Annotated in this window: 32 protein-coding genes; all 32 read right to left on the bottom strand. The window is 61.6% G+C overall.

The annotated features are described in order from the left end of the window. Window positions 1–404 precede the first annotated feature (404 nt). The 32 genes from ACIOHC_RS36420 to ACIOHC_RS36265 all read right to left on the bottom strand — a co-directional run bounded on the left by ACIOHC_RS36420 (window position 405) and on the right by ACIOHC_RS36265 (window position 18,583). A complete protein-coding gene (locus tag ACIOHC_RS36420; protein WP_401845890.1) occupies window positions 405–848 on the bottom strand; it encodes a hypothetical protein in 444 nt (147 codons plus the stop codon). Then, complete coding sequence (locus tag ACIOHC_RS36415) at window positions 845–1,231, bottom strand: hypothetical protein (protein ID WP_401845888.1); 387 nt, start codon at window positions 1,229–1,231, stop codon at window positions 845–847. The genes ACIOHC_RS36420 and ACIOHC_RS36415 overlap by 4 nt, the downstream gene beginning before the upstream one ends. Further along, window positions 1,228–1,482: a hypothetical protein gene (locus tag ACIOHC_RS36410; RefSeq protein WP_401845887.1), complete on the bottom strand. Its 255-nt coding sequence runs from the start codon at window positions 1,480–1,482 to the stop codon at window positions 1,228–1,230. Before ACIOHC_RS36410 ends, ACIOHC_RS36415 begins: the two co-directional genes overlap by 4 nt. A 15-nt stretch (window positions 1,483–1,497) precedes the next feature. Next, window positions 1,498–1,794: a hypothetical protein gene (locus ACIOHC_RS36405; protein WP_401845886.1), complete on the bottom strand. Its 297-nt coding sequence runs from the start codon at window positions 1,792–1,794 to the stop codon at window positions 1,498–1,500. Between the two features lie 59 nt (window positions 1,795–1,853). After that, entirely contained in the window at window positions 1,854–2,030 is a 177-nt protein-coding gene (locus tag ACIOHC_RS36400; protein ID WP_401845884.1) for a hypothetical protein, read from the bottom strand. Further along, on the bottom strand, window positions 2,027–3,130 hold the full coding sequence (locus ACIOHC_RS36395; RefSeq protein WP_401845882.1) for a hypothetical protein: 1,104 nt from the start codon (window positions 3,128–3,130) through the stop codon (window positions 2,027–2,029). The genes ACIOHC_RS36400 and ACIOHC_RS36395 overlap by 4 nt, the downstream gene beginning before the upstream one ends. A gap of 61 nt (window positions 3,131–3,191) precedes the next feature. After that, the gene (locus ACIOHC_RS36390) at window positions 3,192–3,524 is read right to left on the bottom strand and encodes an Lsr2 family protein (protein ID WP_401845881.1); all 333 of its coding nucleotides are present in this window, start codon (window positions 3,522–3,524) and stop codon (window positions 3,192–3,194) included. A 52-nt stretch (window positions 3,525–3,576) separates the two neighbouring features. Beyond that, the gene (locus tag ACIOHC_RS36385; RefSeq protein WP_401845880.1) at window positions 3,577–4,665 is read right to left on the bottom strand and encodes a hypothetical protein; all 1,089 of its coding nucleotides are present in this window, start codon (window positions 4,663–4,665) and stop codon (window positions 3,577–3,579) included. 74 nt (window positions 4,666–4,739) lie between these two features. Next, window positions 4,740–4,913 (bottom strand): hypothetical protein, encoded by a 174-nt coding sequence (locus tag ACIOHC_RS36380; RefSeq protein ID WP_401845878.1) that lies wholly within the window; start codon window positions 4,911–4,913, stop codon window positions 4,740–4,742. A 72-nt stretch (window positions 4,914–4,985) separates the two neighbouring features. Beyond that, entirely contained in the window at window positions 4,986–5,588 is a 603-nt protein-coding gene (locus tag ACIOHC_RS36375) for a DUF4352 domain-containing protein (RefSeq protein WP_401845877.1), read from the bottom strand. Between the two features lie 196 nt (window positions 5,589–5,784). Then, on the bottom strand, window positions 5,785–6,267 hold the full coding sequence (locus tag ACIOHC_RS36370) for a hypothetical protein (RefSeq protein WP_401845875.1): 483 nt from the start codon (window positions 6,265–6,267) through the stop codon (window positions 5,785–5,787). A gap of 44 nt (window positions 6,268–6,311) precedes the next feature. Continuing rightward, window positions 6,312–7,274 carry a tyrosine-type recombinase/integrase gene (locus ACIOHC_RS36365; protein WP_401845874.1) on the bottom strand — a complete coding sequence of 321 codons (963 nt, stop codon included), beginning with the start codon at window positions 7,272–7,274 and terminating at the stop codon, window positions 6,312–6,314. A 752-nt stretch (window positions 7,275–8,026) separates the two neighbouring features. Further along, window positions 8,027–8,767, bottom strand: a complete 741-nt coding sequence (locus ACIOHC_RS36360; RefSeq protein ID WP_401845873.1) for a hypothetical protein — start codon at window positions 8,765–8,767, stop codon at window positions 8,027–8,029. 77 nt (window positions 8,768–8,844) lie between these two features. After that, entirely contained in the window at window positions 8,845–9,159 is a 315-nt protein-coding gene (locus tag ACIOHC_RS36355; protein WP_401845872.1) for a hypothetical protein, read from the bottom strand. Between the two features lie 78 nt (window positions 9,160–9,237). Then, window positions 9,238–9,444, bottom strand: a complete 207-nt coding sequence (locus tag ACIOHC_RS36350; protein WP_401845871.1) for a hypothetical protein — start codon at window positions 9,442–9,444, stop codon at window positions 9,238–9,240. A 475-nt stretch (window positions 9,445–9,919) separates the two neighbouring features. Continuing rightward, on the bottom strand, window positions 9,920–10,252 hold the full coding sequence (locus ACIOHC_RS36345) for a hypothetical protein (protein WP_401845869.1): 333 nt from the start codon (window positions 10,250–10,252) through the stop codon (window positions 9,920–9,922). A 196-nt stretch (window positions 10,253–10,448) separates the two neighbouring features. After that, window positions 10,449–10,922, bottom strand: coding sequence for a hypothetical protein (locus ACIOHC_RS36340; RefSeq protein WP_401845868.1), 474 nt, complete (start codon window positions 10,920–10,922; stop codon window positions 10,449–10,451). A gap of 100 nt (window positions 10,923–11,022) precedes the next feature. Continuing rightward, window positions 11,023–11,442, bottom strand: coding sequence for a hypothetical protein (locus ACIOHC_RS36335; protein ID WP_401845867.1), 420 nt, complete (start codon window positions 11,440–11,442; stop codon window positions 11,023–11,025). Between the two features lie 215 nt (window positions 11,443–11,657). Next, window positions 11,658–12,272: a hypothetical protein gene (locus tag ACIOHC_RS36330; RefSeq protein ID WP_401845866.1), complete on the bottom strand. Its 615-nt coding sequence runs from the start codon at window positions 12,270–12,272 to the stop codon at window positions 11,658–11,660. Window positions 12,273–12,385: 113 nt separating this feature from the next. Next, window positions 12,386–12,712 (bottom strand): hypothetical protein, encoded by a 327-nt coding sequence (locus tag ACIOHC_RS36325; RefSeq protein WP_401845864.1) that lies wholly within the window; start codon window positions 12,710–12,712, stop codon window positions 12,386–12,388. A gap of 85 nt (window positions 12,713–12,797) precedes the next feature. Continuing rightward, window positions 12,798–13,277 (bottom strand): hypothetical protein, encoded by a 480-nt coding sequence (locus ACIOHC_RS36320; protein ID WP_401845862.1) that lies wholly within the window; start codon window positions 13,275–13,277, stop codon window positions 12,798–12,800. 100 nt (window positions 13,278–13,377) lie between these two features. Further along, window positions 13,378–13,866, bottom strand: coding sequence for a hypothetical protein (locus tag ACIOHC_RS36315; protein ID WP_401845860.1), 489 nt, complete (start codon window positions 13,864–13,866; stop codon window positions 13,378–13,380). 157 nt (window positions 13,867–14,023) lie between these two features. Continuing rightward, window positions 14,024–14,323, bottom strand: a complete 300-nt coding sequence (locus ACIOHC_RS36310; RefSeq protein ID WP_401845857.1) for a hypothetical protein — start codon at window positions 14,321–14,323, stop codon at window positions 14,024–14,026. Between the two features lie 92 nt (window positions 14,324–14,415). Next, complete coding sequence (locus ACIOHC_RS36305) at window positions 14,416–14,781, bottom strand: hypothetical protein (protein WP_401845854.1); 366 nt, start codon at window positions 14,779–14,781, stop codon at window positions 14,416–14,418. Between the two features lie 73 nt (window positions 14,782–14,854). Continuing rightward, window positions 14,855–15,271: a hypothetical protein gene (locus tag ACIOHC_RS36300; RefSeq protein ID WP_401845851.1), complete on the bottom strand. Its 417-nt coding sequence runs from the start codon at window positions 15,269–15,271 to the stop codon at window positions 14,855–14,857. A 92-nt stretch (window positions 15,272–15,363) separates the two neighbouring features. Further along, window positions 15,364–15,609 carry a hypothetical protein gene (locus ACIOHC_RS36295; protein WP_401845849.1) on the bottom strand — a complete coding sequence of 82 codons (246 nt, stop codon included), beginning with the start codon at window positions 15,607–15,609 and terminating at the stop codon, window positions 15,364–15,366. 107 nt (window positions 15,610–15,716) lie between these two features. Next, complete coding sequence (locus ACIOHC_RS36290) at window positions 15,717–15,998, bottom strand: hypothetical protein (RefSeq protein WP_401845846.1); 282 nt, start codon at window positions 15,996–15,998, stop codon at window positions 15,717–15,719. Window positions 15,999–16,497: 499 nt separating this feature from the next. Next, window positions 16,498–16,737: a hypothetical protein gene (locus ACIOHC_RS36285; protein WP_401845844.1), complete on the bottom strand. Its 240-nt coding sequence runs from the start codon at window positions 16,735–16,737 to the stop codon at window positions 16,498–16,500. Between the two features lie 105 nt (window positions 16,738–16,842). Beyond that, window positions 16,843–17,385, bottom strand: a complete 543-nt coding sequence (locus ACIOHC_RS36280) for a hypothetical protein (protein WP_401845841.1) — start codon at window positions 17,383–17,385, stop codon at window positions 16,843–16,845. 118 nt (window positions 17,386–17,503) lie between these two features. Then, window positions 17,504–17,908: a hypothetical protein gene (locus tag ACIOHC_RS36275; protein ID WP_401845838.1), complete on the bottom strand. Its 405-nt coding sequence runs from the start codon at window positions 17,906–17,908 to the stop codon at window positions 17,504–17,506. A gap of 99 nt (window positions 17,909–18,007) precedes the next feature. Then, window positions 18,008–18,196: a hypothetical protein gene (locus ACIOHC_RS36270; RefSeq protein ID WP_401845835.1), complete on the bottom strand. Its 189-nt coding sequence runs from the start codon at window positions 18,194–18,196 to the stop codon at window positions 18,008–18,010. A 72-nt stretch (window positions 18,197–18,268) separates the two neighbouring features. After that, a complete protein-coding gene (locus tag ACIOHC_RS36265; RefSeq protein WP_401845833.1) occupies window positions 18,269–18,583 on the bottom strand; it encodes a hypothetical protein in 315 nt (104 codons plus the stop codon). Window positions 18,584–18,619: the final 36 nt, after the last annotated feature.

Below are 18,619 nucleotides of genomic sequence, written 5' to 3'. Positions count from 1 at the left end.
TTGAAACCCTCAAGATCACGTGCCATTCCTTTCCTAATGAAACTGGCCGCCTGACCTGCAAGAACGCGAAGAGCCCCACCAGTTGGTGGGGCTCTTCGTCTTCCTACGGGCCTTCAGGACCCAGTTGAGTCCGATGAAGCACCATCGGCCAGGACCGTCTGCCCATCCAGCGAGACCACGATCCAGGCCTTGCCTGGCTCACTTGCCCACCCCCCAGTCACCCACTTGTGCTTCGCCTCCGACCACCTCGCCTCGACCGCGATACCCCCGAGCTCCTTGGCCAGGCGCCTGGCTGTTCTCTGATCCATGCCGTCACCCATTTACTGCTCCCCTCTCCATCATTTTCTCTTCACCGGTCCCGTCGACGTAAAGCCGCCCGCAGCTTGCGAACGTAGCCCCAGCCACTACCCGCCTCCATCCTTGAAATCATCCGGGTCCATGTCCCGGATTTTCTCCACATCGCTGAGGTACGAATCGTGATCCTCAGCGAGTCGGCGTAGCCCCTCCCTCGGATCAGACCCGTCTCGATGTACAAGAAGGCACGCCGCCACCACCGAGTCTGTGTCGCTCAGATTCGCGTTCCACTCGGTAAGGTAATCCTGGGCGTCCCGGTCTCCGGCAGCCGCAGCAGCCTCCCAGTACGAGAGAGAGGCTCCCTTGTCCTGGAGGCTTTCCACGAGTTCGGCTATGCGTCGAAGCTGGGCCGGGGCGGGGGCAGGAAGCCGGTTCAGCTCCTCCAGCTCCAGTGTCAAGGACTCATGTTCGGCCCATGCTTCCGCAATGCGCCGAATATTGCGCTGCCGGGTGGCTTCCTTCTCGGACTCAGAGCGTTCGTCCGAGCCGCTCACGATGCCTCCCGTTTTCTCGGGCAGAAAGGATCCCGGAGACAGGCCATTGACATGTAGTCACCGTGCACGCAGCGAGGCTGGTTGTAGTCGGGCTTCGTGTCGCGCTGAGGCGCCTTACGTACTTCCCGCCCAGGCCGCTTATGCCAGCCGATCGGCTCATCCTCGGTTTCCGGATCCCAGACGGCGAATGCGGCAACAACCGCCAGGCCGTTAGCCTGCTTGAAGCACCACCCATAGCGCCACGTCGTCGGGATCTTCTTGACCCGAAGGACGAGCCGATCGTTAAACAGCTGTGGCCACATCTCGTAGAGGTAGTCGTCGTCCTCGCCGAGCCGCAGGCCTTCTTCGATCGGTATCGGCGGGTCGTGGCGTATCAGTGTCATGAGTCCCCCTTTTCTGCCGGGTTGGCCTCGGCATCCTCTTCCTTCGGTACACGGGAGAACCAGCGCGGCAGGATGTCCTCGGCGTACCAGTAGAGAACCTGGCTCGGCACCACCGCCAAGATTGCGCAGGCGCCAACGACTCCGGCGCCGACGTACTCCTCCTCGTGTGCGAGAAGCACTGCTGTCACGCCGCCGATGGCCGCGCATACTCCACCGGCCTGATACGCCCGTGTGAGGAATTCCTTTGTCACCGTACGTCCCTCATTTCATTCCCCCTCCGCGTCCTCGGGTCGGAACAGGTGCGCGTTCTGCGCGGTATTGAGCATCTCGAACGTCTCTACTGCACGGGGCAGTACCCGTACCAATTCCTCGACGAGTTCGGCCTTGTCTCTGCCCTCAGTGTTGACGGAGAGAAGGACCGGCCGCCCGTTGTGGTTCTTGACCGGAACCGTCTCGGTGGCGACGTCCTCATGGAGTTCGTAGAGACACAGCTGAGCCACCCCCGGGAATTCGGGGTCGTACGTCAGGGCGACGAAGTGATTCGGCGCCGGAACAGTGATCACGTGGAACCTCCTTACAACCACCTATAGCCCCGGCCAAATTGGCCGGGGCTAGGGTGTAACTACTCGCTGCATACGGCGTCATACAGCTTGCCGCAGGTGTCGGGCGTGATGACGAGTGTGCGTTCGCTGAGCCCCGCGATGACTACGCGGACGGCCACGGCCTTTTCGTTGAGCGAGTTCCGTACGTTCTCACCGTCGTCCAGGACGGCCAGTACTTCAATAGGCGCCTCGGTCACTTCTTCAAGTCCCTTCTTCTCATCGGGTCGTGCCGCTGTTCGTTGACGGGGACGACCATAGTCGGCGGGTCCTCGTTCTCGGCGAGCATGTCGAGCTTGGTCCAGTAGGGCTCGACCCAGACGACTTCTTCCCGCTTCTTGCCGGGGCCCGTCCATACCCGCTTGAAGTGTCCGGCTCTGTGTTGCGGGCCGTATTCGGCGCCGGAGGGAACGGCGATGCCGTCCTTGCTGCGTCCAGCGAACCGGCGCCTGGCCTCGTGGAGCGCGGGGCCGATGTGCCAGCCGAGGCGGATGTAGAAGGGGTCACGTGGCTTGGCCTTGGCCCGCTTCTTCCTCTTGGCCCGGATGACGGGCTCCTCGATGTCCCGGTTGTCGCAGCACAAATAGGCCAGGATGCTGAGCGCGGGCGGGACGATCTGCCGGAGAATCTTCTTGCTTGTATTGACGTCCATCTCACGACCGGGTGTGCTGTGCCACTCCTCGGTCACCTTCACCACGTCGTCGAGAGTGAAGGCGTCCTTGAACGTGGGGAAGAAGATCACCGCGCCCTGGCCGGGCTGGACCTCACCGGTATCGAGATTGGTGCGCTCCATCCAGAACATGATTGCGATGCCGTCGCGGTCCGGGTTTGTGGTGTTGCAGAAGGCGTCTCCGGTGTAGCCGGTGACGAAGAAGGCCCGCACTTCCCCCCGAACATTGCTGCTGGGGTCGGTGACCGGCCAGGGATCCGGGATGACGACCATGGGGTTGATATGTGGGAGCCGGTCGAACAGACTCCCCGGCATTTTGCCGATTTTGGATTTGTAGAGTGCTGCGGCGAGTTCTTCGTTGAGGTCGTACGCGACTCGGCCGTTCCGCTTCCACAATTCAACCGCCGCGATCTCACCGACACGGTCAGCCACACTGATGAGATCGGCCTGAGAGAGCTGGTTGCGGTAATCCGGTGGCCAGCTGAACGGAATTCCTCGCGTCATTCCTTCAATGCCACGGGCGACATGTGGAATCGTTTTGAGATTACTAGCGTCCTGCTGGACAAGTTCGAGAATCTCCTCGACGGTCGCGCTGGCTTTTTCACCACGGCGTACACGCTCGGACGTCATGGGTTCCACCCCCTTCTACCCACGAAAGGCCCGCCCCAATGGGGCGGGCCTCAGGCGGAGTCTAGGAATTTTGAGCAGCCGCGAAGGCTTCGCGGACCAGGGCAGGAACTCGGCCCCGGTCGCTGACCTCGTGGCCGTTGTCCTTGGCCCACTTGCGGATTTCAACGCTGTCCTTGCTGCGAGCAGGCGCGGACGCTGCACCGGTACGTGACCGCTTGATCCGGCGCCCGGCCTTCATGAACGGTGCGAGGGCCTTCAGCAGCTGGTCGTGACTGCCGTCGCCGAGGTCGATCTCGTATGTAGTGCCGTCGAGGGCGAACGTGTGGGTAGCGACATTGTCACCCTCCGTACCTGTCAGGTCATCGGTGTAGGTGATATGCACTCGCTGTGCCATGTGCTTAAGCTCCCGAGTTGGTCCAATAAAAGGTGCGGGCGATGGGCAAACCTTACTCGTCGAGCAGGTAGACCTTTTCCGCGTTGCTGATCGGGGCACCCTCAGGTCCCGCGATATACGGCTCGATCAGCTTGGGCTTGTGCGTCCCCTGCGACGGGTACCACTGCCGCCGGGTGAACGGACCGACGATACGCCGCTTCTTCCAGCGGTAGGCAGGCTCCTCGGCCTTGGGCTTTTGAGACCGGATCTTCTGCCCGAGCTTGATGATCTGTACCCCGGCAGAGCTGGCCGCCGGGCTGACACCGTTACGGCGCTCAGCCTTCCGAGTCCGAGGGGGTGTGGGCAGCTCTTGCGGGGCAGCCATCCTGGACGCCATGAGGTGCCAGGTGGCGACGAGCGTCTTCGTCATCTGCTCGACCATGGGGAGGACTTTCTGATCCCGCAGGACGGCACTCTCCTGGCCTTGGCGAGCACCGCTGTTGGACTGCGCGGTCATCTCCAGGCGGTCGTCGCTATCGGAAGTAAACCAGTCGATCTCCCGGTCCAGCGGGATCAGTTGCTCCCGCTCGTACATGAGCGGGGGAGCGAACTGTGACCACTCCTCGTATTGCTCCGGCGTGAACATCTGTTTACGCGCCAGGTCCAGCCGATTAGTATGGAACCAGACAAAGACGTCGCCCCCCTGCACTTCCCAGGAGGCCGCAATGACTGGAATTACAGCCTCCCGGTCCATCTTGAGATACCACTCGTCGAGTACCTCGCCGATGACCTCTCCATCGAGCGAGATGGTCGGCGGGTAGAACTGTTCGGCAGCCCCAATGGGCTTGCTCCAGACGATGAGTCCCCGGTCCGACGGGATAACCTCCCTCGGGAGATGACATTTGGGCATACCTGTTTTGGCCGCCAGATATGTCATCTCGTTCGACACCGCATAGAGCCGGGCGTTCGCCAGCTTCCGCGCCTCCCGCTCTGTCATTTCAGCGAAAGCCATAGGCAGAGGCATTTCCTGAAGATCCGGCGGGATATAGTAATGAGTTCCACTCGTGTGGGCGGTGTACCAGATTTTGGCGGCGTACTCATTCACCCAGTGGAGCAGTTTCCTCCTCGCGTCAGGAAGCTCGCGAGGCTTTACCGTGGTCATACATTCCCCTTTCCTACGCACCCGGCTGAGGAATTGAACCTCACGCGCCCCCTATTTCGGGGCCGGGTTTTCGTTCAGTGCCTCGGATAATCCGTAGGGTGCTGAATTCCGAGACGGTGGTAGTCGTAGATCTCGTTCTGGTTCCTGAAGAATTCACGGGCGCTCTGGTCCGCCTGATACCGGTCGTGCTCTTCCCCGACGGAGACGGCGAGCATGAACAGATTTCCTATGAGTCTGAGAAGTGCCATTATCCCTCCCTCCGTGCCCGGCCCAGGATTCGCACCTGTGCACCCCTGACTTCTCGGGGCCGGGCGGACACGCTACTTCACGTCACCCTTGACGGAGTCGCCGATCAGGCCGTCCGTGTAGGTCACGTACGCGGCGTCGAACTTCCCCTTGCCGGTGATGACGCCGGTGATGTTCTCGCCGGATGCGAGGTCCGTGGTGTCCATCTGGTTCTCGTCCACGGCGAGCTCGGCGGTGTGCTTCGAGCCGCTCTTGTCCGTGATTGCGAAGTACAGCGGGTTGACGCCGATCTTCTTCCCAGAGTTGTTCGTGATCGTCACCTTGACGCTGGTGTACTCGCCACCGCCGTGGAAGACGCCGGGGCTGAACTTCGTCGGTGTCGCCGTGATCTCGATGGGGGAGTCGGCCGGAGCCTTCTCCTCCTTCTTCCCCTGCGGCTTCTCGTCCTTCTGCGCGGTGCTGGACGAGTTGCCCGACTTGGTGTTCTCGTCCTTGGAGTCGCCACCCCCGATGACTGCGGCGATGATCCCGATCAGGATGAACAGGACGATGATGCCGAGGCATCCGAGGCCGAAGATCTTGCCCTTGCTGGACTTCTTCGGCTGTTGCGGCGGCATGCCATACGCCTGCGGCTGCTGCGGTCCCCACTGCGGCTGCCCAGGATTGTGCTGAGACATGAACCCCCCTAGGTTCACTACTGCGAGCAACATGCCCGCATGGCGCCTGCCCTGGGAGTTGATCCCACCGCCGACTACGCGGGGCAGACTAGGCTACTGAGCCCCTAAAAACGCCCGAAGGCCACCGGGCCCGTCACGCGGCGAAAGGGGGATAACTCCGCGTGACGAACCTGATGACCTTCGGGAGTGTAGGCGGCTACGCAGCCCTATGCTTTTTTAGCGCGATCTCGGTGAGTGCTGTTTCCAGATCACCATGTGTCTCCACATATTTGTTCAACGTGGTTACCGTAGTCGAAAAAGTGCGCGCCCACGCCGAGAGCGGCTGAGAACGCCCAAACGCAGCATACCGCGCCGCGTTCTCAGCCACGTGACGTTCGCGCTCAATCCGGTCCTGCTCCCTGCGCTCAATGCGCTCACGCGCCTGAGCGATGTCCAGCGCGCAAATGTCCGGCGGAGGAAGATGCGGGGTACGGTCCCGGATCCGCGCCTCGAAGTAGATCTGAGCCACACCCGTGAACCGGCCTCGCTTCTGCCGCTCCATTACACGAGCGGGCGCGGAAAGTACAGCGAACCTGCGGCCGAGCCCAAGCTCCACGAGGATCTCAGGAAGAGCTCTGATCAAATCCATCGCGTCCTCTGCCGTGTCGAATACACCGGCTGCGCGAATAGCAGAAGCCATCCGTAACCCCCTCCTAGTCTCACCCCGCCCTTCGCGGGCCCCTATTACAGGCAGATACCCAGCAAGTCCTCCAGGTCGGCAGCGGTCGTACTCTCCGCGATCTGGAGGGCGTGCACGTACCTCATGGTGTGGTTGATGTCCGTGTGACCACCACGGGTCTTAGCCTCCCTCACGCTACCGGTAAGGATCAAGACCGCTGAGATAAACGAATGCCGCAGATCGTGCGGGTGGAGCCGCCCCGCCAGGTGCGGGAGCGCAGCATCACCACATCGACGCACCATACGCCATACCACATGCCGACTGATGGCCGCACCACGCTCCCCGAGAACAAGCGGACCAGCCGACCGTCCATCAAGGTACGTGAGGAGAGTACCCAGGGCTCGGGAGGGGATCTCCACGGTGTCCCGCTTGCCCCCCTTACGGACGATCTGAAGACGCACCTTCGTGCCGTCCGGAACGAGTCCCGCGACATGCGCCTTGCACAGTTCCGAGACACGCATGCCCGTCGTCATGAGCAGAGCGAAGACGACTCGGGTCAATATGTCCTGCCCCTGCACATGGGCGGCCAGGCGCTTGAGGTCTTCCACAACCAGGCCTGTGTACTGGACGTTGTCACCGACGGACGGCCGGTCAACGGCGTACTCGGGGTTACGGTCGTGGAGCTTGGACCGGAGTGCCCACTCGTACATGCTGCCGACTGCCGACATGCGCCTGCGAACCGTGGAGTGCTCCCAGTCCTTGATCTCCAGCATGTACGTCTTCCAGTCCCCCACGTGCCACTCCTCGGCCTCATAGAGGTCAAGTCCGTGACCGCTCTCATCGCGCAACCACTTCCGGAAGTACGCGATGTCCCGCCGGTAGTCGTCGACCGTGGTCCCGCTCTTCAGAGCCAGGAACCGCCGGACGAGCTCGTCCTCGGAGCACTGCCGCGAGACACCCGGGTCCGACACCAGCGCCAGCCGGTCCGGAACTCGGCGGGAGAACAGGTCAATCACCTGCGCAGTCATACTGCTTCCCCTTCTTGAGTTGTAGTACTGCGTGCCCACTGAGGATTCGAACCTCGTACCCCCGAATTCGGGGCGGGCTGGGTGCTACGTGTTACTCGCGTCGTTCTCCTGCTTGGGTCGTTTATCTCTACAGGTCCAATACGCGGACCACTTTAGTCGCGGCAGGAAGACTCAGCGGGTAGTCCCCTGTACCGGTTCCGATTTGCCACACGCACAACCCTACGGAGTGAGCCCGTACCACGGGGGGAGGCATCACACGCAGCCTTTTACCTGCATGAAGAAACTCGTCTTCAGGTTGCAGTTCCCTTGGCAAGACCGCATGGGACGTAGCCTCTTTCGGGGCGGCTTCCTGCTGGCAAGCGGCAAGCAACTCTCTAGCAGCTTGCTTACGCGTGAACGCTTCTCCCGGATGTTGCTCCGTGAGCCGCCCCTCATGGTGCCAGTAGAACCAGCGGCGCGCTTGACCATCCGAACCTTGGGCTTTGCCCGACTCGATAGGTTTCCACGCGCTTTCAACGAACCCGATGGAGCGCGATATGAAATTCTCCATAAATCGCACTTCGTATCGCGCCAAAACCCGCCCGGGGCGCGTAGTAGGGTGCGTTTGCCGTTTCCATACCAGTACATAGGTGAATGGCTCAACGGTTACCTTGGTGGCCGCTCCTATTTCCACTACTTCCCCTTCCGTGGTTACTACGTGCCCAGCCGGGAATCGAACCCGCGAGCCCCCAAAATCGGGGCTGGGCTGTTCATCACGCCAAGAACAAATAGCGCTCACTTCGGGGCAGCATGTGCCGAATTTCATCGGCGATGATCTTCGCGCTCCCGAGCTTTGCCGCTTCGTCCAGCCCGTGCCCACTGGGGGCCATATTCTGGGCAATGACGCTGCGCGTTTGCAGGTTGCAGTCCTCGACCAGGCCTCGGATTACGGTGGCGAACGGTGTGTCGTTCTCGATCATTCGCAGAGCCTTCTTGGCCAGACGCGAGGCACCGGCCAAGTTCATGATGCTTCCGGCGTGGAACCGAAGTTCACTTACCAGTGAATGAACATCTTTGGCCCGAGACATGAGCTGCTCGTACGCCTCGTCCGCCCCGGCAACGATTCTCTGGAGCACCTTCGGCAGATCCTGAACCTCGTCGGCCCAGCCCTGAAGCTGTTCGTTGGCCTTCCGTACCTTGCCGAAGGCCTGGAACGTCTCCGTCTTCTGCCACTTGAGGCGGACCAGCTCGGTAATCAGATCAGCCTTCGCGGTTGATGCCCTGGCTTCACCGCCCGCCCGCTTGATCATCTCCAGCAGAGACGTCTTCGGGTAGGACCCGTAACTGTCCGCACCCTCACGTGCTGACCAGGACGCCAACTCGTCCTCGTAGCTGGTGGACAGTTCCTGGAACCGGGCAGCGAAGCGCGGAGCCTTGTCCAGGATCTCGTCCAGAGTGACGACCTTGGCTTGCAGCTCGAACAGCTCCGCACCCGAGAAATTGAACCTTTCCACTTTCTCCCCTTTCCTTGGTATTGCGTGCCTGCCGTGGCTTTGAACCCACCCCCGAAATCGGGACGGCAGACTGACCGTCATCGGTTCTTCCAAGACTCCGTCTCGAAGTCAGTGAGAATGAGGTAGCTCATGTCCGGGTTCTCAGCCATGTCCCAGACAACCTCGAAGTCCGCCCCCATAGCCTTGAGGAAAGAGCGAACCAGCATCACATTGGCCCAGTCCTCGCCGACCCAATAGGCCATCTTCCAGTCCCACGACGGCGCGGTGTCGAAGCTCTTCGTGGTGTGCTCGAATCGGCCAGCTTGCACGGCCCAGCTACGCCCCCACCGCATGGAGGTGCGTGTCAGCCGCTGGAAATCGTGCTCATCCATCTCGATGCTGATCAGTGGCATTAGCTCCCCTTACTATTGATTGCGTGCCCGCCTGCGGATTCGAACCTCGTACCCCCGAATTCGGGGTGGGCGTACTATCTATTTGAACTCGACTCCGCGACCGGTCATCTCCCACCAGAGCTGTCCGGCGTACCGGCCCAGTTCTGCGAGACCTGTCGTGTTATTGGTCCGGGTCATGTTGTCCATGACCGAGCAGAACGTCAGAACGAGCTCTGCGGTACCTGCCGTGGTGATGTCACTGTCGTCAGGGAGTACGCGACCGCTGTACTCCGGCCGCTCGTACACCCCAGCACCTGTGAAGCGTTCCGTAGGCTTGCCGCTCGGGAATCCGCCGACCATGTTTCCTCCCCTTTCTCTGCTGCCCCGATCTTGCCGGAGGCATGGTGCCCACCTGTGGGTTCGAACCACTACACCCCAGAACTCTCGGGGCGGGCTGCATGTTTATTCTTCTCTTAGAGGAGTGCTCTACTCCTCCGTGATCTGCACTCGATGCACTCGCGGCGTCCCTGCCGGATCAGGGGCGGTCACCTTCAACTCAACCGCCTCACCGGGCACAGGTGGGATCGGCTCCACAGTAAGGACGTCCCCGTACTGTGTGCCCGCCTTCGCGTTGAGCGCCGCGTGAATGATCGTGCGGAGTTCGACTGCGTTCACGAATTCTGCCCCTTTCCAGACGCCCCCCAAAATTGGGGGCTCGCACCCAGTGCGGACCTCGCATCCGCAGACCCTAACGGGCCGGTCTGACACCCTGGGCTGTTCTTCAGTTGTCTGTACGCATGTCCGCCACGAGAGCGGCGGCTGTGGTGTACACGATCCGACTGGTGGTCCCGCCCTTCGTCGCCGGGACATTGGGGCTGTTGGCAGCCCGATCCAGAAGCATGTTCTCCACCTGGGACAGCACCCCGTTCCGTGCCTCCTCGGCCTCGCCGGAAACCGGCGCCAAGACGAACTTCGCTGCGGGGTCTACCCGGAGGATGATCTCCATCGATACCCGCTCACGGACGTGCCGCTCGTGCGTATCGAAGAAGCGCTGCACCTCCTCGGCGGGATACCGCGCGCACAGATCCTTGTAAATGGACTCGTAGTCGGCCATCTGTTCCCTACCTCAGCCGCGACGCGGACCGTTGCCGTTCGACGAGCCCTTCTGCGACCCGCCGTTCTTGATCTTCTTGCCGCTGCCGTTGCTGGCCATATGGTCTCCCCTTTCCAACTGCCCTCGAATTTCGGAGGCATGGTGCCCGCCTGCGGATTCGAACCGCTGAACCCCAGAATTCGGGGCGGGCTGTCTATCAGTGGTCACCCTCGGACTTAAGGGGGACTCCAAGCATGCTGAGCTCGTCCAAGCCAGTGACGACGCCCTCCAGAGCCTCGATGATCTCGTCCCACTTCGAATTGCGTTCGTCCGCCGCGTACTCCCGGTCTTCGAGCATGGACTCCAGCTCATCGAGCTCCGACTTCACGGTCTCGATGTTCTCAGGCAGGGATACGAGTGCGCTGTCCGGCTCCGGGACGAATTGCTGCATCGCCTCCGTCAGAGCCAGCATCTTCTCCTGCACTCCCTCGCCGAAGAGGGCGGCATCGAGTGCACCAGACTTCTCTTCGAAATTCGCGAGGGCATCGCGGACTTCGCCCGCCGTCTCCAGCCACTCCTCAAGCGCCTCGCGGTACTCGTCGACCTCCTCGATTGCCGTCTGGATCTTCTCCATGTTGCGACGGCTACGCGAGGTCTGCACAAGCTTCTCAAGACCAGCGATGTAAACCATTTCTTATCCCCTTTCCTCAACTGCCCGCTTGGGCATGGTGCCCACTGAGGATTCGAACCTCGCACCCCCAAAATCGGGGTGGGCGTATAACCGCCGGAACCTATCCGACGTCTTCTCGGGGCGGCAGCCCAAGGTGAGCCCGAACCAGAGCAGCGGCATCGCCGTCCTCGTTGAACGGGTACTTCGGGTTGAACAGGTCGTCGTGCACCCGGACCTTGGCAAGGCCTTCCCACGCGAGCTGATCCGCCCGGTTCTCGTCCACCAGCCTGGCGATGTCCTTCCGGGCCTCAGCAGGCCACTTCTGGGCCTCCAGACCGGCTGCGAACTGCCTGGTGGCGTCCGGCATGGCAGCACAGGCCTTCCGGATCTTCGGGAAGTCGTCCGGCGAGGAGGCCATGGACTCCATGATCGGACCCACGAGGCCCATGCACTTGTCGAGAGCGTCGTTGTACGGCTTGACGAGCTCCAGATACTTCTGGCCCCCCTCCTTCCGCGTGAGACTCTTGGCGTCGGCTGACACCGAAGGCGTCGTACTGACCAGGCTCGGGCTGGACGGAGCGGACTCGCCAGACTCCTTGCCCGAACAGGCCGAAAGCCCCAAAACGGCCGCCACTAGGGCAGCCGCCACCATCTTGTTGGACACTAGGTCCCCCCAATCTGCTGATGCAGTTGTACTGCGCGCCCACCCCCGGTCGTGAACCGGTGCCCGCCCGAAGCGGGGGAGTGGACTGCACTTCAGACGTGCAAAGAGACCGGCTTGGTGTCGCCGTCCGGCAGGTCCGCGTAGAGCTGCTCCAGGTCGTGACTCATCTGCTTGAGCACGCTCTCCTCGAACGGCGATCCCGCGCCACGCCAGAAGGTCGCGGGGCAGTTCCTCTCATCGAGGCCCCGAACCTCCAGGACGATCCACGGCTCGCCGCGCCGGGCGGACGGCCTGAACGTAACGAGCGTGGCCTCCGGGAACTTCACCTTGACGGCGAGCCGGATCCGCGCCCTGTACAGGTCGGTGTAGTAGAAGCCGGTGCGGATCCTGGGCCCCTCCTTCTCGTAGGTGTCCAGGAAATCCGCCAGCTTCTCGGAACTGGTCACCCGCTGCCACGAGATGTCGTGGGCGCGAGAGCCTTCCTCGGTGGGAGTTCCGACATGAGCGGTGCCACCGTCGTCGTCGGACCCGTCCACCAGCGTCACCACAGAGGGACCGTAATCACCGGTCAGCTCGGCGTAGCTGTAGACGACTTCGGTCGGCCGTTCCACCGCCATGAACTCACGACGGTCGTAGTGACTGCCGTCGCAATCCGTGCCGTGGTAGTCGACCTCGTAACTCCACAAGTTCAGGTACTTGATGTCCATTCTTCCTCCCCTTTCCAGTCCCTCCGAATTCTGGGGACTTCGTGCCTCTCTCCGCCACGACGCGGATGCCCTACCGAATAGGGGGAGAGGCAGTGGTGCTGCAAGAGGCAATTTCAGGCGCCGAGCCACACCCGGTTCTCATCAGCCCAGTTGTAGAGATGCTGAAGCTCCTGGTTGTACTGCTTCGGTGTCACGGCACCTTCGAGCCACTCGATGATGTTCGCAAGCACCAGCGCCGGACCGCGCTCGGCGGCACTACGCGGCAGCAGGGCCAACTGCTCCGGGGAACGGTAGAACATGGACTCTTGCAGGGCCGCCGTGACCTGGTTCTTGATCTCCTCGAATTTGGACACCCCCGCATCTGTGGAGGTGTCGATGTCATGATCGAGCGTGATGAACTTCTTGATGTCGATCTCTTCGTGCCAGACATTGACCGGCATTGCCTCACCTTTCCGGCACCCGAATTCCAGGCGCCTCGTGCGCCGGGCGGAGTCGAACCGCCCCTACGACCATCGGCGCTGTCTACTACTTGCTGTGCTGCTCCAACCGGTACTTACGCAGAAGCTCCTGTGCTTGCTCCTGCACCTGCGTATCCATGTCCGCGTCCATGGCGGACTCGAAGTACTGGACGTGCAGCGGGACACCGGACCGGTCAAGGGTGTCGACCGTCTCCGTGACGGTCTTGCCAGAGTCGATGTACTCGATGGCGATCCGCAGCCGGACAGGCTCGTTGGCGTTTTGCGAACCGTCCGGCACCACCGTGAACCGCGTCATACGCGGAGCCATGAAGGTGCACCAGGCATGCCACTTGCCAAACTGGTCCGGACCGGCGATGTGGTCGGCGACGTCACCGGCACACTCGGGGCACAGCTCAGACTCGAACAGATCCTCTAGGAACTGCCTGCCGGTCTGCCCGTCGATGATGTGCGTGTCCTGGAAGTGCTGCATGACCTCCGGACTACCGAGATTCGACCTGTCCATCAGCCGGTCGAGTTCATCGCTCATGTTTTCCCCTTTTCTACACTCCGAATTAACGGGCCGGAGTGTGCCCAGTGCCCACCGTGGCGTCGAACCTACCCGCAATTTCCGGGCGGTGGGCGGTTGTTCAGCGTTGTGCGATCAGCTCGGCGATCAGCTTCTCGCGCTCGGCCGGGGTGAGTACGACGTGCGCGGCCTGAACCCATCCGCTCTCGCCGGACGTGTGGTTGCCGACACGAAGCACCGTGTTGCCCGCGTTGGACTTTTCGATCGCACCGATGACCCCGAGGGTGACGCTGTATGCCTTGCTGAATCCGACCGCGAGACCCAGCGGCATGGTGACCACCTGCTCGGCGTGCTCGATGATGGCGGCGTCCCACATCTCCTGGACGAAGCCCCGGAGTCCTTCGTTGGCGATCTCCGCCGGAGACGAGTACGTACCTGTGAAGCCACCGGCATGGACGCTGGAGCCGAGCGAATCGACGCTCTCCCAGCCACCCGCGACCGCACGCTCCACGAAGATCAGGTAGCACTCCCACTCACCGGAGTGAGTCTTCTCCTTGGTCTCGTCCGAGATGGCCTTGACGTCGGAGTAGCTGCCTCTGTCGATTTTCATCTGGCCGTCCTTATCGAGAACGAGCCGGATGCGAAATTCCTGTGCTCCCTGCATTTCATATCCCCTTTCTAACTGCCTCCCAATTTCGGAAAGCATGGCACTCCGACCCGGAATCGAACCGGCTAAAGACTCCCTGTTGAGCCCTCGGAGCTGACGTTCAGATGTTCAGTTCCGCGATCTGCTTGAGAACCGCTTCGGCGCCTGCGACTTCACTTACGACGGAATCGTCAGTGTTCGCGATGATGCAGTAATTCGCATATTCGCGAAGGAGCCGCATGACTGTGGCAGAGCCCGTCACGGCGAGGTAGTACTCACCATCGACTTCCTGGGATTCTCCGGCCTTATAGGCGAGCCGCGTCTCCTTGCACTCCGGATCGCTGTCATCCGTACCCTGCGCCAGTCCCGTTCCCGCGAACCAGTTCACGAAACCGTCAGGCAGTGCGACCGTGTATTGCACTTTCTTCTCCCCTTTCCAGGTCCTTACGAACCAGCACCCCGAGCCGGATTCGAACCGGAAAGACTCCCTGTTGAGTCCTCGGGGCTGCCAAACTACAGCTCGTCGTCCGCGTCGTCCCTAGGGAACTCAACGCTGGGGTCGAACTGCTCGACCTTGTACTCCAGCTCCCGCGCCTTGCCGCCGAAGATTCGGAGAAGCCACTCGTTACGCTCCTCGTTCTTGCTTCGGACCGGCATGCCGATGTGCTCCTTGGCCATTTCCGGCGTCACGAGAACGTCCTCGCCGGTCTCCGAGTCTTTGAAGAAAGCGCCACCGCATTTGAGCTCCATGATCTTGACACGGACGTAGAACTCGCCCCAGTTCTCCTTCGTGATCTCCCACATCCCAAGGGACGCGGAGATCAGCTGGAGCGGGAACTCCGGGTTGACGTGCGGCGTGATATCAATCGTCTGCGCCATTTCCTTATCCCCTTTTCTCGGGCCCGGAAATCGGGCCGCGTGCGCTGGGAGGAGTCGAACCTCCCTGCGACCATCAGCGCGGTTTGTTGAAGACGTAGATGCCAGAGAGGGAGTCTTCCTCTACCCAGATTTCGGACTCGCGTGTGACGCCGTCCTCCAACGCCTTGCGGCCCTCATCGTTGAGCCACCTCACTTGGATGCCGTCGTAGTGGTCGTCCAAGTAGTTCTGGAACGCCTCATCGAAGTCGTCGTAGCGGACGACTCCGCCTTCCACGAGCTTCGTGAACCAGTCGACGTCCCAGGAGTCCAGCTCCTTAGAACCAGCCTCGATGGCCGCCGTGACCGCTTCCTCGTCGTGGCCGAACTTGTCCCACGCGTGCACCAATGCAGTGCCGATGGGACCAACATTCTCAGCAACGTCCACGTCGTCGAAGGAGTGCCCAGAGGCCTCCTCCAGCGCCTCACGCCATTGGTCAGCCGTGTACGTCATTCCATCCCCTTTCAACTCCACACCGAATTTCGGGGGAGTGAGCGCCCCGGAGCGCATTTGCAACGCTCCTACCGCACCTAGCGGGGCTTTCTCTACCGCTTTTCCCTGACGCCGTCGTAACTCACGATGAACGTCTTTCCTTCGATGTACAGGGCTTGCCCTTCGCCGTTGGTCAGGTCCTCACCCAGGTTGTCCAGCGCACTGAGCGTCTCAAAGAGGGTGGTGTAGAGCTCGCTAATCTTCATGCGCGTCGGGTCTTCGAGTTCCGCTTCGCGACGCTCGCGCTTCGCCTGAAGCTCCGCGATCTCCTTGTCGATCTCCGACAGGACCGGATCCATACTTCTCATCCCCTTTCAGCATCCGATTTTCGGGGCAATCGGATCAGCCCAGCCCCCGCCCATGCATTGCACATGGGAGCCGCTTGATTACGGCCGGGGTTCTTGCATCAGTAGTACTGACCCTCACTGCGAATCCAGCCCCGCAGTTCGGTGCGCACGTAGTCTTCCGGGTCCTCGGTCTCGGGGTCGAACTCGTCGCCCGTCGTGTTGATCGGGGCGACAGCGTTGTGTCCGTCGGGCGGGTTTTCGCCCCGGGCGTCCGCTTGGGCCCCAGTCTCGCTGCGGTAAACATCGATGTACTCGCCGCCGTGCCACGTCGCCCAGAAGCCGTCGACCTCGACGACAACGGGCTTTTCCAGCTTCGGCCAGTCCGGCATACCGATTTTCATGCTTTCCCCTTTCCATCTGCGGATGGCTCCGCATGGCGAGTGTCCGGGAATCGAACCCGGAACCGCGTGAGCGGTCTACCTAGCCCCCTTACGGCGTCGTATCCGTCTGCACTCCATACACCGAATACGTCCGTTCTTCTCGAATGTGGCGCCTGTCGCCTTGTAGTCATGTCCCTTCTTGCAAGTGACACGGCGACGAAGCTTTGTGCCTTGCTCGACCGCACTCTTGGCCTTGTGACACTCCGTGCAGAGCGGCTGGCACTTCGCGAGTTCCTCGGCCCGCCGGACTTCGGACCAGCTCCATATGTTGGCCGTCACCTTAGTCCTGGGGTCGATATGGTCCAGCTCTAGGTCTTCCCAGGACCCGCACCATATGCACGGGCCGTGGGCTTCGAACCATTCACGACGTCTACGGGCGAACCACTCGCGTTGGTATCTGCGCTTCTCTTCCAGGGTGTATGCCATAGCTCCGTTCGTAGCAGGCGCCCTGGGAAGAGTGTTAGCTCCCGGACTCCGCCGCGTTCTTCTCCGCCTCGGCAAGCCGCTGCCTCATGAGCATGATGGCGTTGTCGATGCCCGACACCTTCTTGTCGTGCTCCGGCAGCGGACCCGAGAATACGAAGTACTCGGCGCCCTCACCCGGCGACGTGGCGTACAGGTACGCCACGTCGCCGACGATCGCCTTGTATTCGGCGTTCAGGGTGTGCAGCTCGTGGAGCTTGTCATCCCGGATCGTCATATTTCTATCCCCTTTTCCAGCGGCCCGAAATTTGGGGGTCGGACCATCCCCCTCGCACCCCATCCGGGGATCGAACCCGGATGAAGGTCACCAGACCTGGGGTTGTTACGCCTCAGCCAAGAACCTCGCCGACCGCGCACGGTTTGCGGGAGACATGTACTTCTCGTAGTTCTCCCTGTTCGGACTGCGGCGCCACTGCTCCCGCGCACGCGGAACGTAGTCGGACCAGGTGTACTCACACCACTCGGTCGCGATCACGTCCACGATCAGCTCGGGCGGAAGACTGGCCTCGAACAGGACCAGCGCCTCCACGGCATCCTCGCCGGACAGATCCGGCGGCGTGAGGTCACCGAAGAGCTGCACGGCGTGCAGACCCTTGACGATGTGCGGGTCCATCGTGAGCTTGGGCCGGACCACCGGCACGCCGCGCTTGTCGTACTGGCTGGCCACCGGCTTCGAACCTCGGACGTAGCCGAGCTCCTTGCTGATGTACGGGAGCCCGCCCAGACGGACCGGGTACCGCTCCCGAGGCCTGCTGTAGACGTCGTGGAACCAGTACCACTCATCAGTACTGAGAACCTGCGCCGGAGGCAGGAAGACCATGTGGTGGTCGCGGAAGGCGTACATACCGCCCTGCTCTACCTGCATCTCTCTCCCCTTTCCAAACCTAGGCACGCAGCCTAGTGGGAGGCTGTGACAGCCTCTCGCGCCCTGGGTGGGAGTCGAACCCACCGCCCCGGATTCGGGGCCCCAGCAGGGCTGTGTGTCAGCCGTAGACGAGCTCACCGAAGAGACCCGCCTGAACGATGTTGTCGGCATCGCCCGCGTCGTAGTCGTAGTCCTCCTCGGTGAGGATCCCGACCGCCAGGTTCTGCACGGCCTCGTCCTCGCCCACGTTGTACTTCACCTCGTGGGAGACGATCTTGCGGAGGCCCTGGCGGATCGTCTCGATCGTGATCCGGTACTCCTTGTCATCGTCCTCCGAGTCGTGGATGACGGCGTACACCTCGGACGGCGCCAGGCCCTCCCGCTTGTACTCGGAGCACGTCGACCAGTAGCCGATGCCGCCCTCCAGAGCGGTGTGGAAGATGTCCTGGAGGCACTTATCGGACGGCGTCACGGTCAGTTCGAACGTGATCGACTTGTCCTGAGCCTCGGTGTTCTCGCTCACTACTCTCCCCTTTCCTACTGCACCCGAATTTCCGGGGGCATGGCGCCCTGTACCGGTCTCGCTCCGGCTGTCCGACCGTGTCGGATCAGGGCTGAATGTTCAGGCACCACGGCATGACTTCTGGTGGTCGGCCCACCAGTCCTTTCGCTGTTTGTCGGCCATGCGCCATGTCGTACCGCCGGATACCCGGGCAATCTCGTTGGGCACCCATACGATTTCGACGGTTTCGTTGCACACGCCGCATGTCCTGGTGAGGAGCCTCACCTTGACCGCAAGGTCAGTGAACATGTTCTCCCCTTTCCGGTATCTGAAATACCGAGCGCCCTGCCGGGAGTCGAACCCGGCAAGATCACCAAATGATCAGGGCTTATGGGGGCTGAAGACTCGGTCCCACGGGACGTCCTCGTTGCTCTTCATGCGCTCGCCGAATACTTCCAGAGCGCGGGACCACGTAAGGCCGTAGCGTCCGTTCATTGCCTGCCACGCGCCGCACTCGACGTTTGGATTCGACGCAATGTACCAGACGATGAACTGGTTTTTGGTCCCGGCGTTGAACTCTCCATCGTGATCAACCACGATGACCACGCCCTGATCGACGTGCTCACCTTTACCGGACGGAGTGCGCACGGCAGCCATAACCGGGTACCCATTGATTTTGGAAGGAAGCTCCTTCACGACATCCCCTTTCCACTCCACACCGTATTTCGGGGG

The sequence above is a fragment of the Streptomyces sp. NPDC088252 genome, from assembly GCF_044740965.1.
In the GTDB taxonomy this organism is placed as follows: Bacteria; Actinomycetota; Actinomycetes; order Streptomycetales; family Streptomycetaceae; genus Streptomyces.
The sequence above is the reverse complement of the archived record's forward strand: the minus strand, read 5'-3'. Positions and strand labels throughout refer to the sequence as shown.

Excerpts from the sequence above, each read along its gene's own strand:
- ACIOHC_RS36415 (WP_401845888.1), bottom strand. The coding sequence starts at position 1,231 with ATGACACTGATACGCCACGACCCGCCGATACCGATCGAAGAAGGCCTG.
- ACIOHC_RS36395 (WP_401845882.1), bottom strand. The coding sequence starts at position 3,130 with ATGACGTCCGAGCGTGTACGCCGTGGTGAAAAAGCCAGCGCGACCGTC.
- ACIOHC_RS36390 (WP_401845881.1), bottom strand. The coding sequence starts at position 3,524 with ATGGCACAGCGAGTGCATATCACCTACACCGATGACCTGACAGGTACG.
- ACIOHC_RS36385 (WP_401845880.1), bottom strand. The coding sequence starts at position 4,665 with ATGACCACGGTAAAGCCTCGCGAGCTTCCTGACGCGAGGAGGAAACTG.
- ACIOHC_RS36380 (WP_401845878.1), bottom strand. The coding sequence starts at position 4,913 with ATGGCACTTCTCAGACTCATAGGAAATCTGTTCATGCTCGCCGTCTCC.
- ACIOHC_RS36375 (WP_401845877.1), bottom strand. The coding sequence starts at position 5,588 with ATGTCTCAGCACAATCCTGGGCAGCCGCAGTGGGGACCGCAGCAGCCG.
- ACIOHC_RS36370 (WP_401845875.1), bottom strand. The coding sequence starts at position 6,267 with ATGGCTTCTGCTATTCGCGCAGCCGGTGTATTCGACACGGCAGAGGAC.
- ACIOHC_RS36365 (WP_401845874.1), bottom strand. The coding sequence starts at position 7,274 with ATGACTGCGCAGGTGATTGACCTGTTCTCCCGCCGAGTTCCGGACCGG.
- ACIOHC_RS36355 (WP_401845872.1), bottom strand. The coding sequence starts at position 9,159 with ATGCCACTGATCAGCATCGAGATGGATGAGCACGATTTCCAGCGGCTG.
- ACIOHC_RS36345 (WP_401845869.1), bottom strand. The coding sequence starts at position 10,252 with ATGGCCGACTACGAGTCCATTTACAAGGATCTGTGCGCGCGGTATCCC.
- ACIOHC_RS36340 (WP_401845868.1), bottom strand. The coding sequence starts at position 10,922 with ATGGTTTACATCGCTGGTCTTGAGAAGCTTGTGCAGACCTCGCGTAGC.
- ACIOHC_RS36330 (WP_401845866.1), bottom strand. The coding sequence starts at position 12,272 with ATGGACATCAAGTACCTGAACTTGTGGAGTTACGAGGTCGACTACCAC.
- ACIOHC_RS36325 (WP_401845864.1), bottom strand. The coding sequence starts at position 12,712 with ATGCCGGTCAATGTCTGGCACGAAGAGATCGACATCAAGAAGTTCATC.
- ACIOHC_RS36320 (WP_401845862.1), bottom strand. The coding sequence starts at position 13,277 with ATGAGCGATGAACTCGACCGGCTGATGGACAGGTCGAATCTCGGTAGT.
- ACIOHC_RS36315 (WP_401845860.1), bottom strand. The coding sequence starts at position 13,866 with ATGAAAATCGACAGAGGCAGCTACTCCGACGTCAAGGCCATCTCGGAC.
- ACIOHC_RS36305 (WP_401845854.1), bottom strand. The coding sequence starts at position 14,781 with ATGGCGCAGACGATTGATATCACGCCGCACGTCAACCCGGAGTTCCCG.
- ACIOHC_RS36300 (WP_401845851.1), bottom strand. The coding sequence starts at position 15,271 with ATGACGTACACGGCTGACCAATGGCGTGAGGCGCTGGAGGAGGCCTCT.
- ACIOHC_RS36295 (WP_401845849.1), bottom strand. The coding sequence starts at position 15,609 with ATGGATCCGGTCCTGTCGGAGATCGACAAGGAGATCGCGGAGCTTCAG.
- ACIOHC_RS36290 (WP_401845846.1), bottom strand. The coding sequence starts at position 15,998 with ATGAAAATCGGTATGCCGGACTGGCCGAAGCTGGAAAAGCCCGTTGTC.
- ACIOHC_RS36285 (WP_401845844.1), bottom strand. The coding sequence starts at position 16,737 with ATGACGATCCGGGATGACAAGCTCCACGAGCTGCACACCCTGAACGCC.
- ACIOHC_RS36280 (WP_401845841.1), bottom strand. The coding sequence starts at position 17,385 with ATGCAGGTAGAGCAGGGCGGTATGTACGCCTTCCGCGACCACCACATG.
- ACIOHC_RS36270 (WP_401845835.1), bottom strand. The coding sequence starts at position 18,196 with ATGTTCACTGACCTTGCGGTCAAGGTGAGGCTCCTCACCAGGACATGC.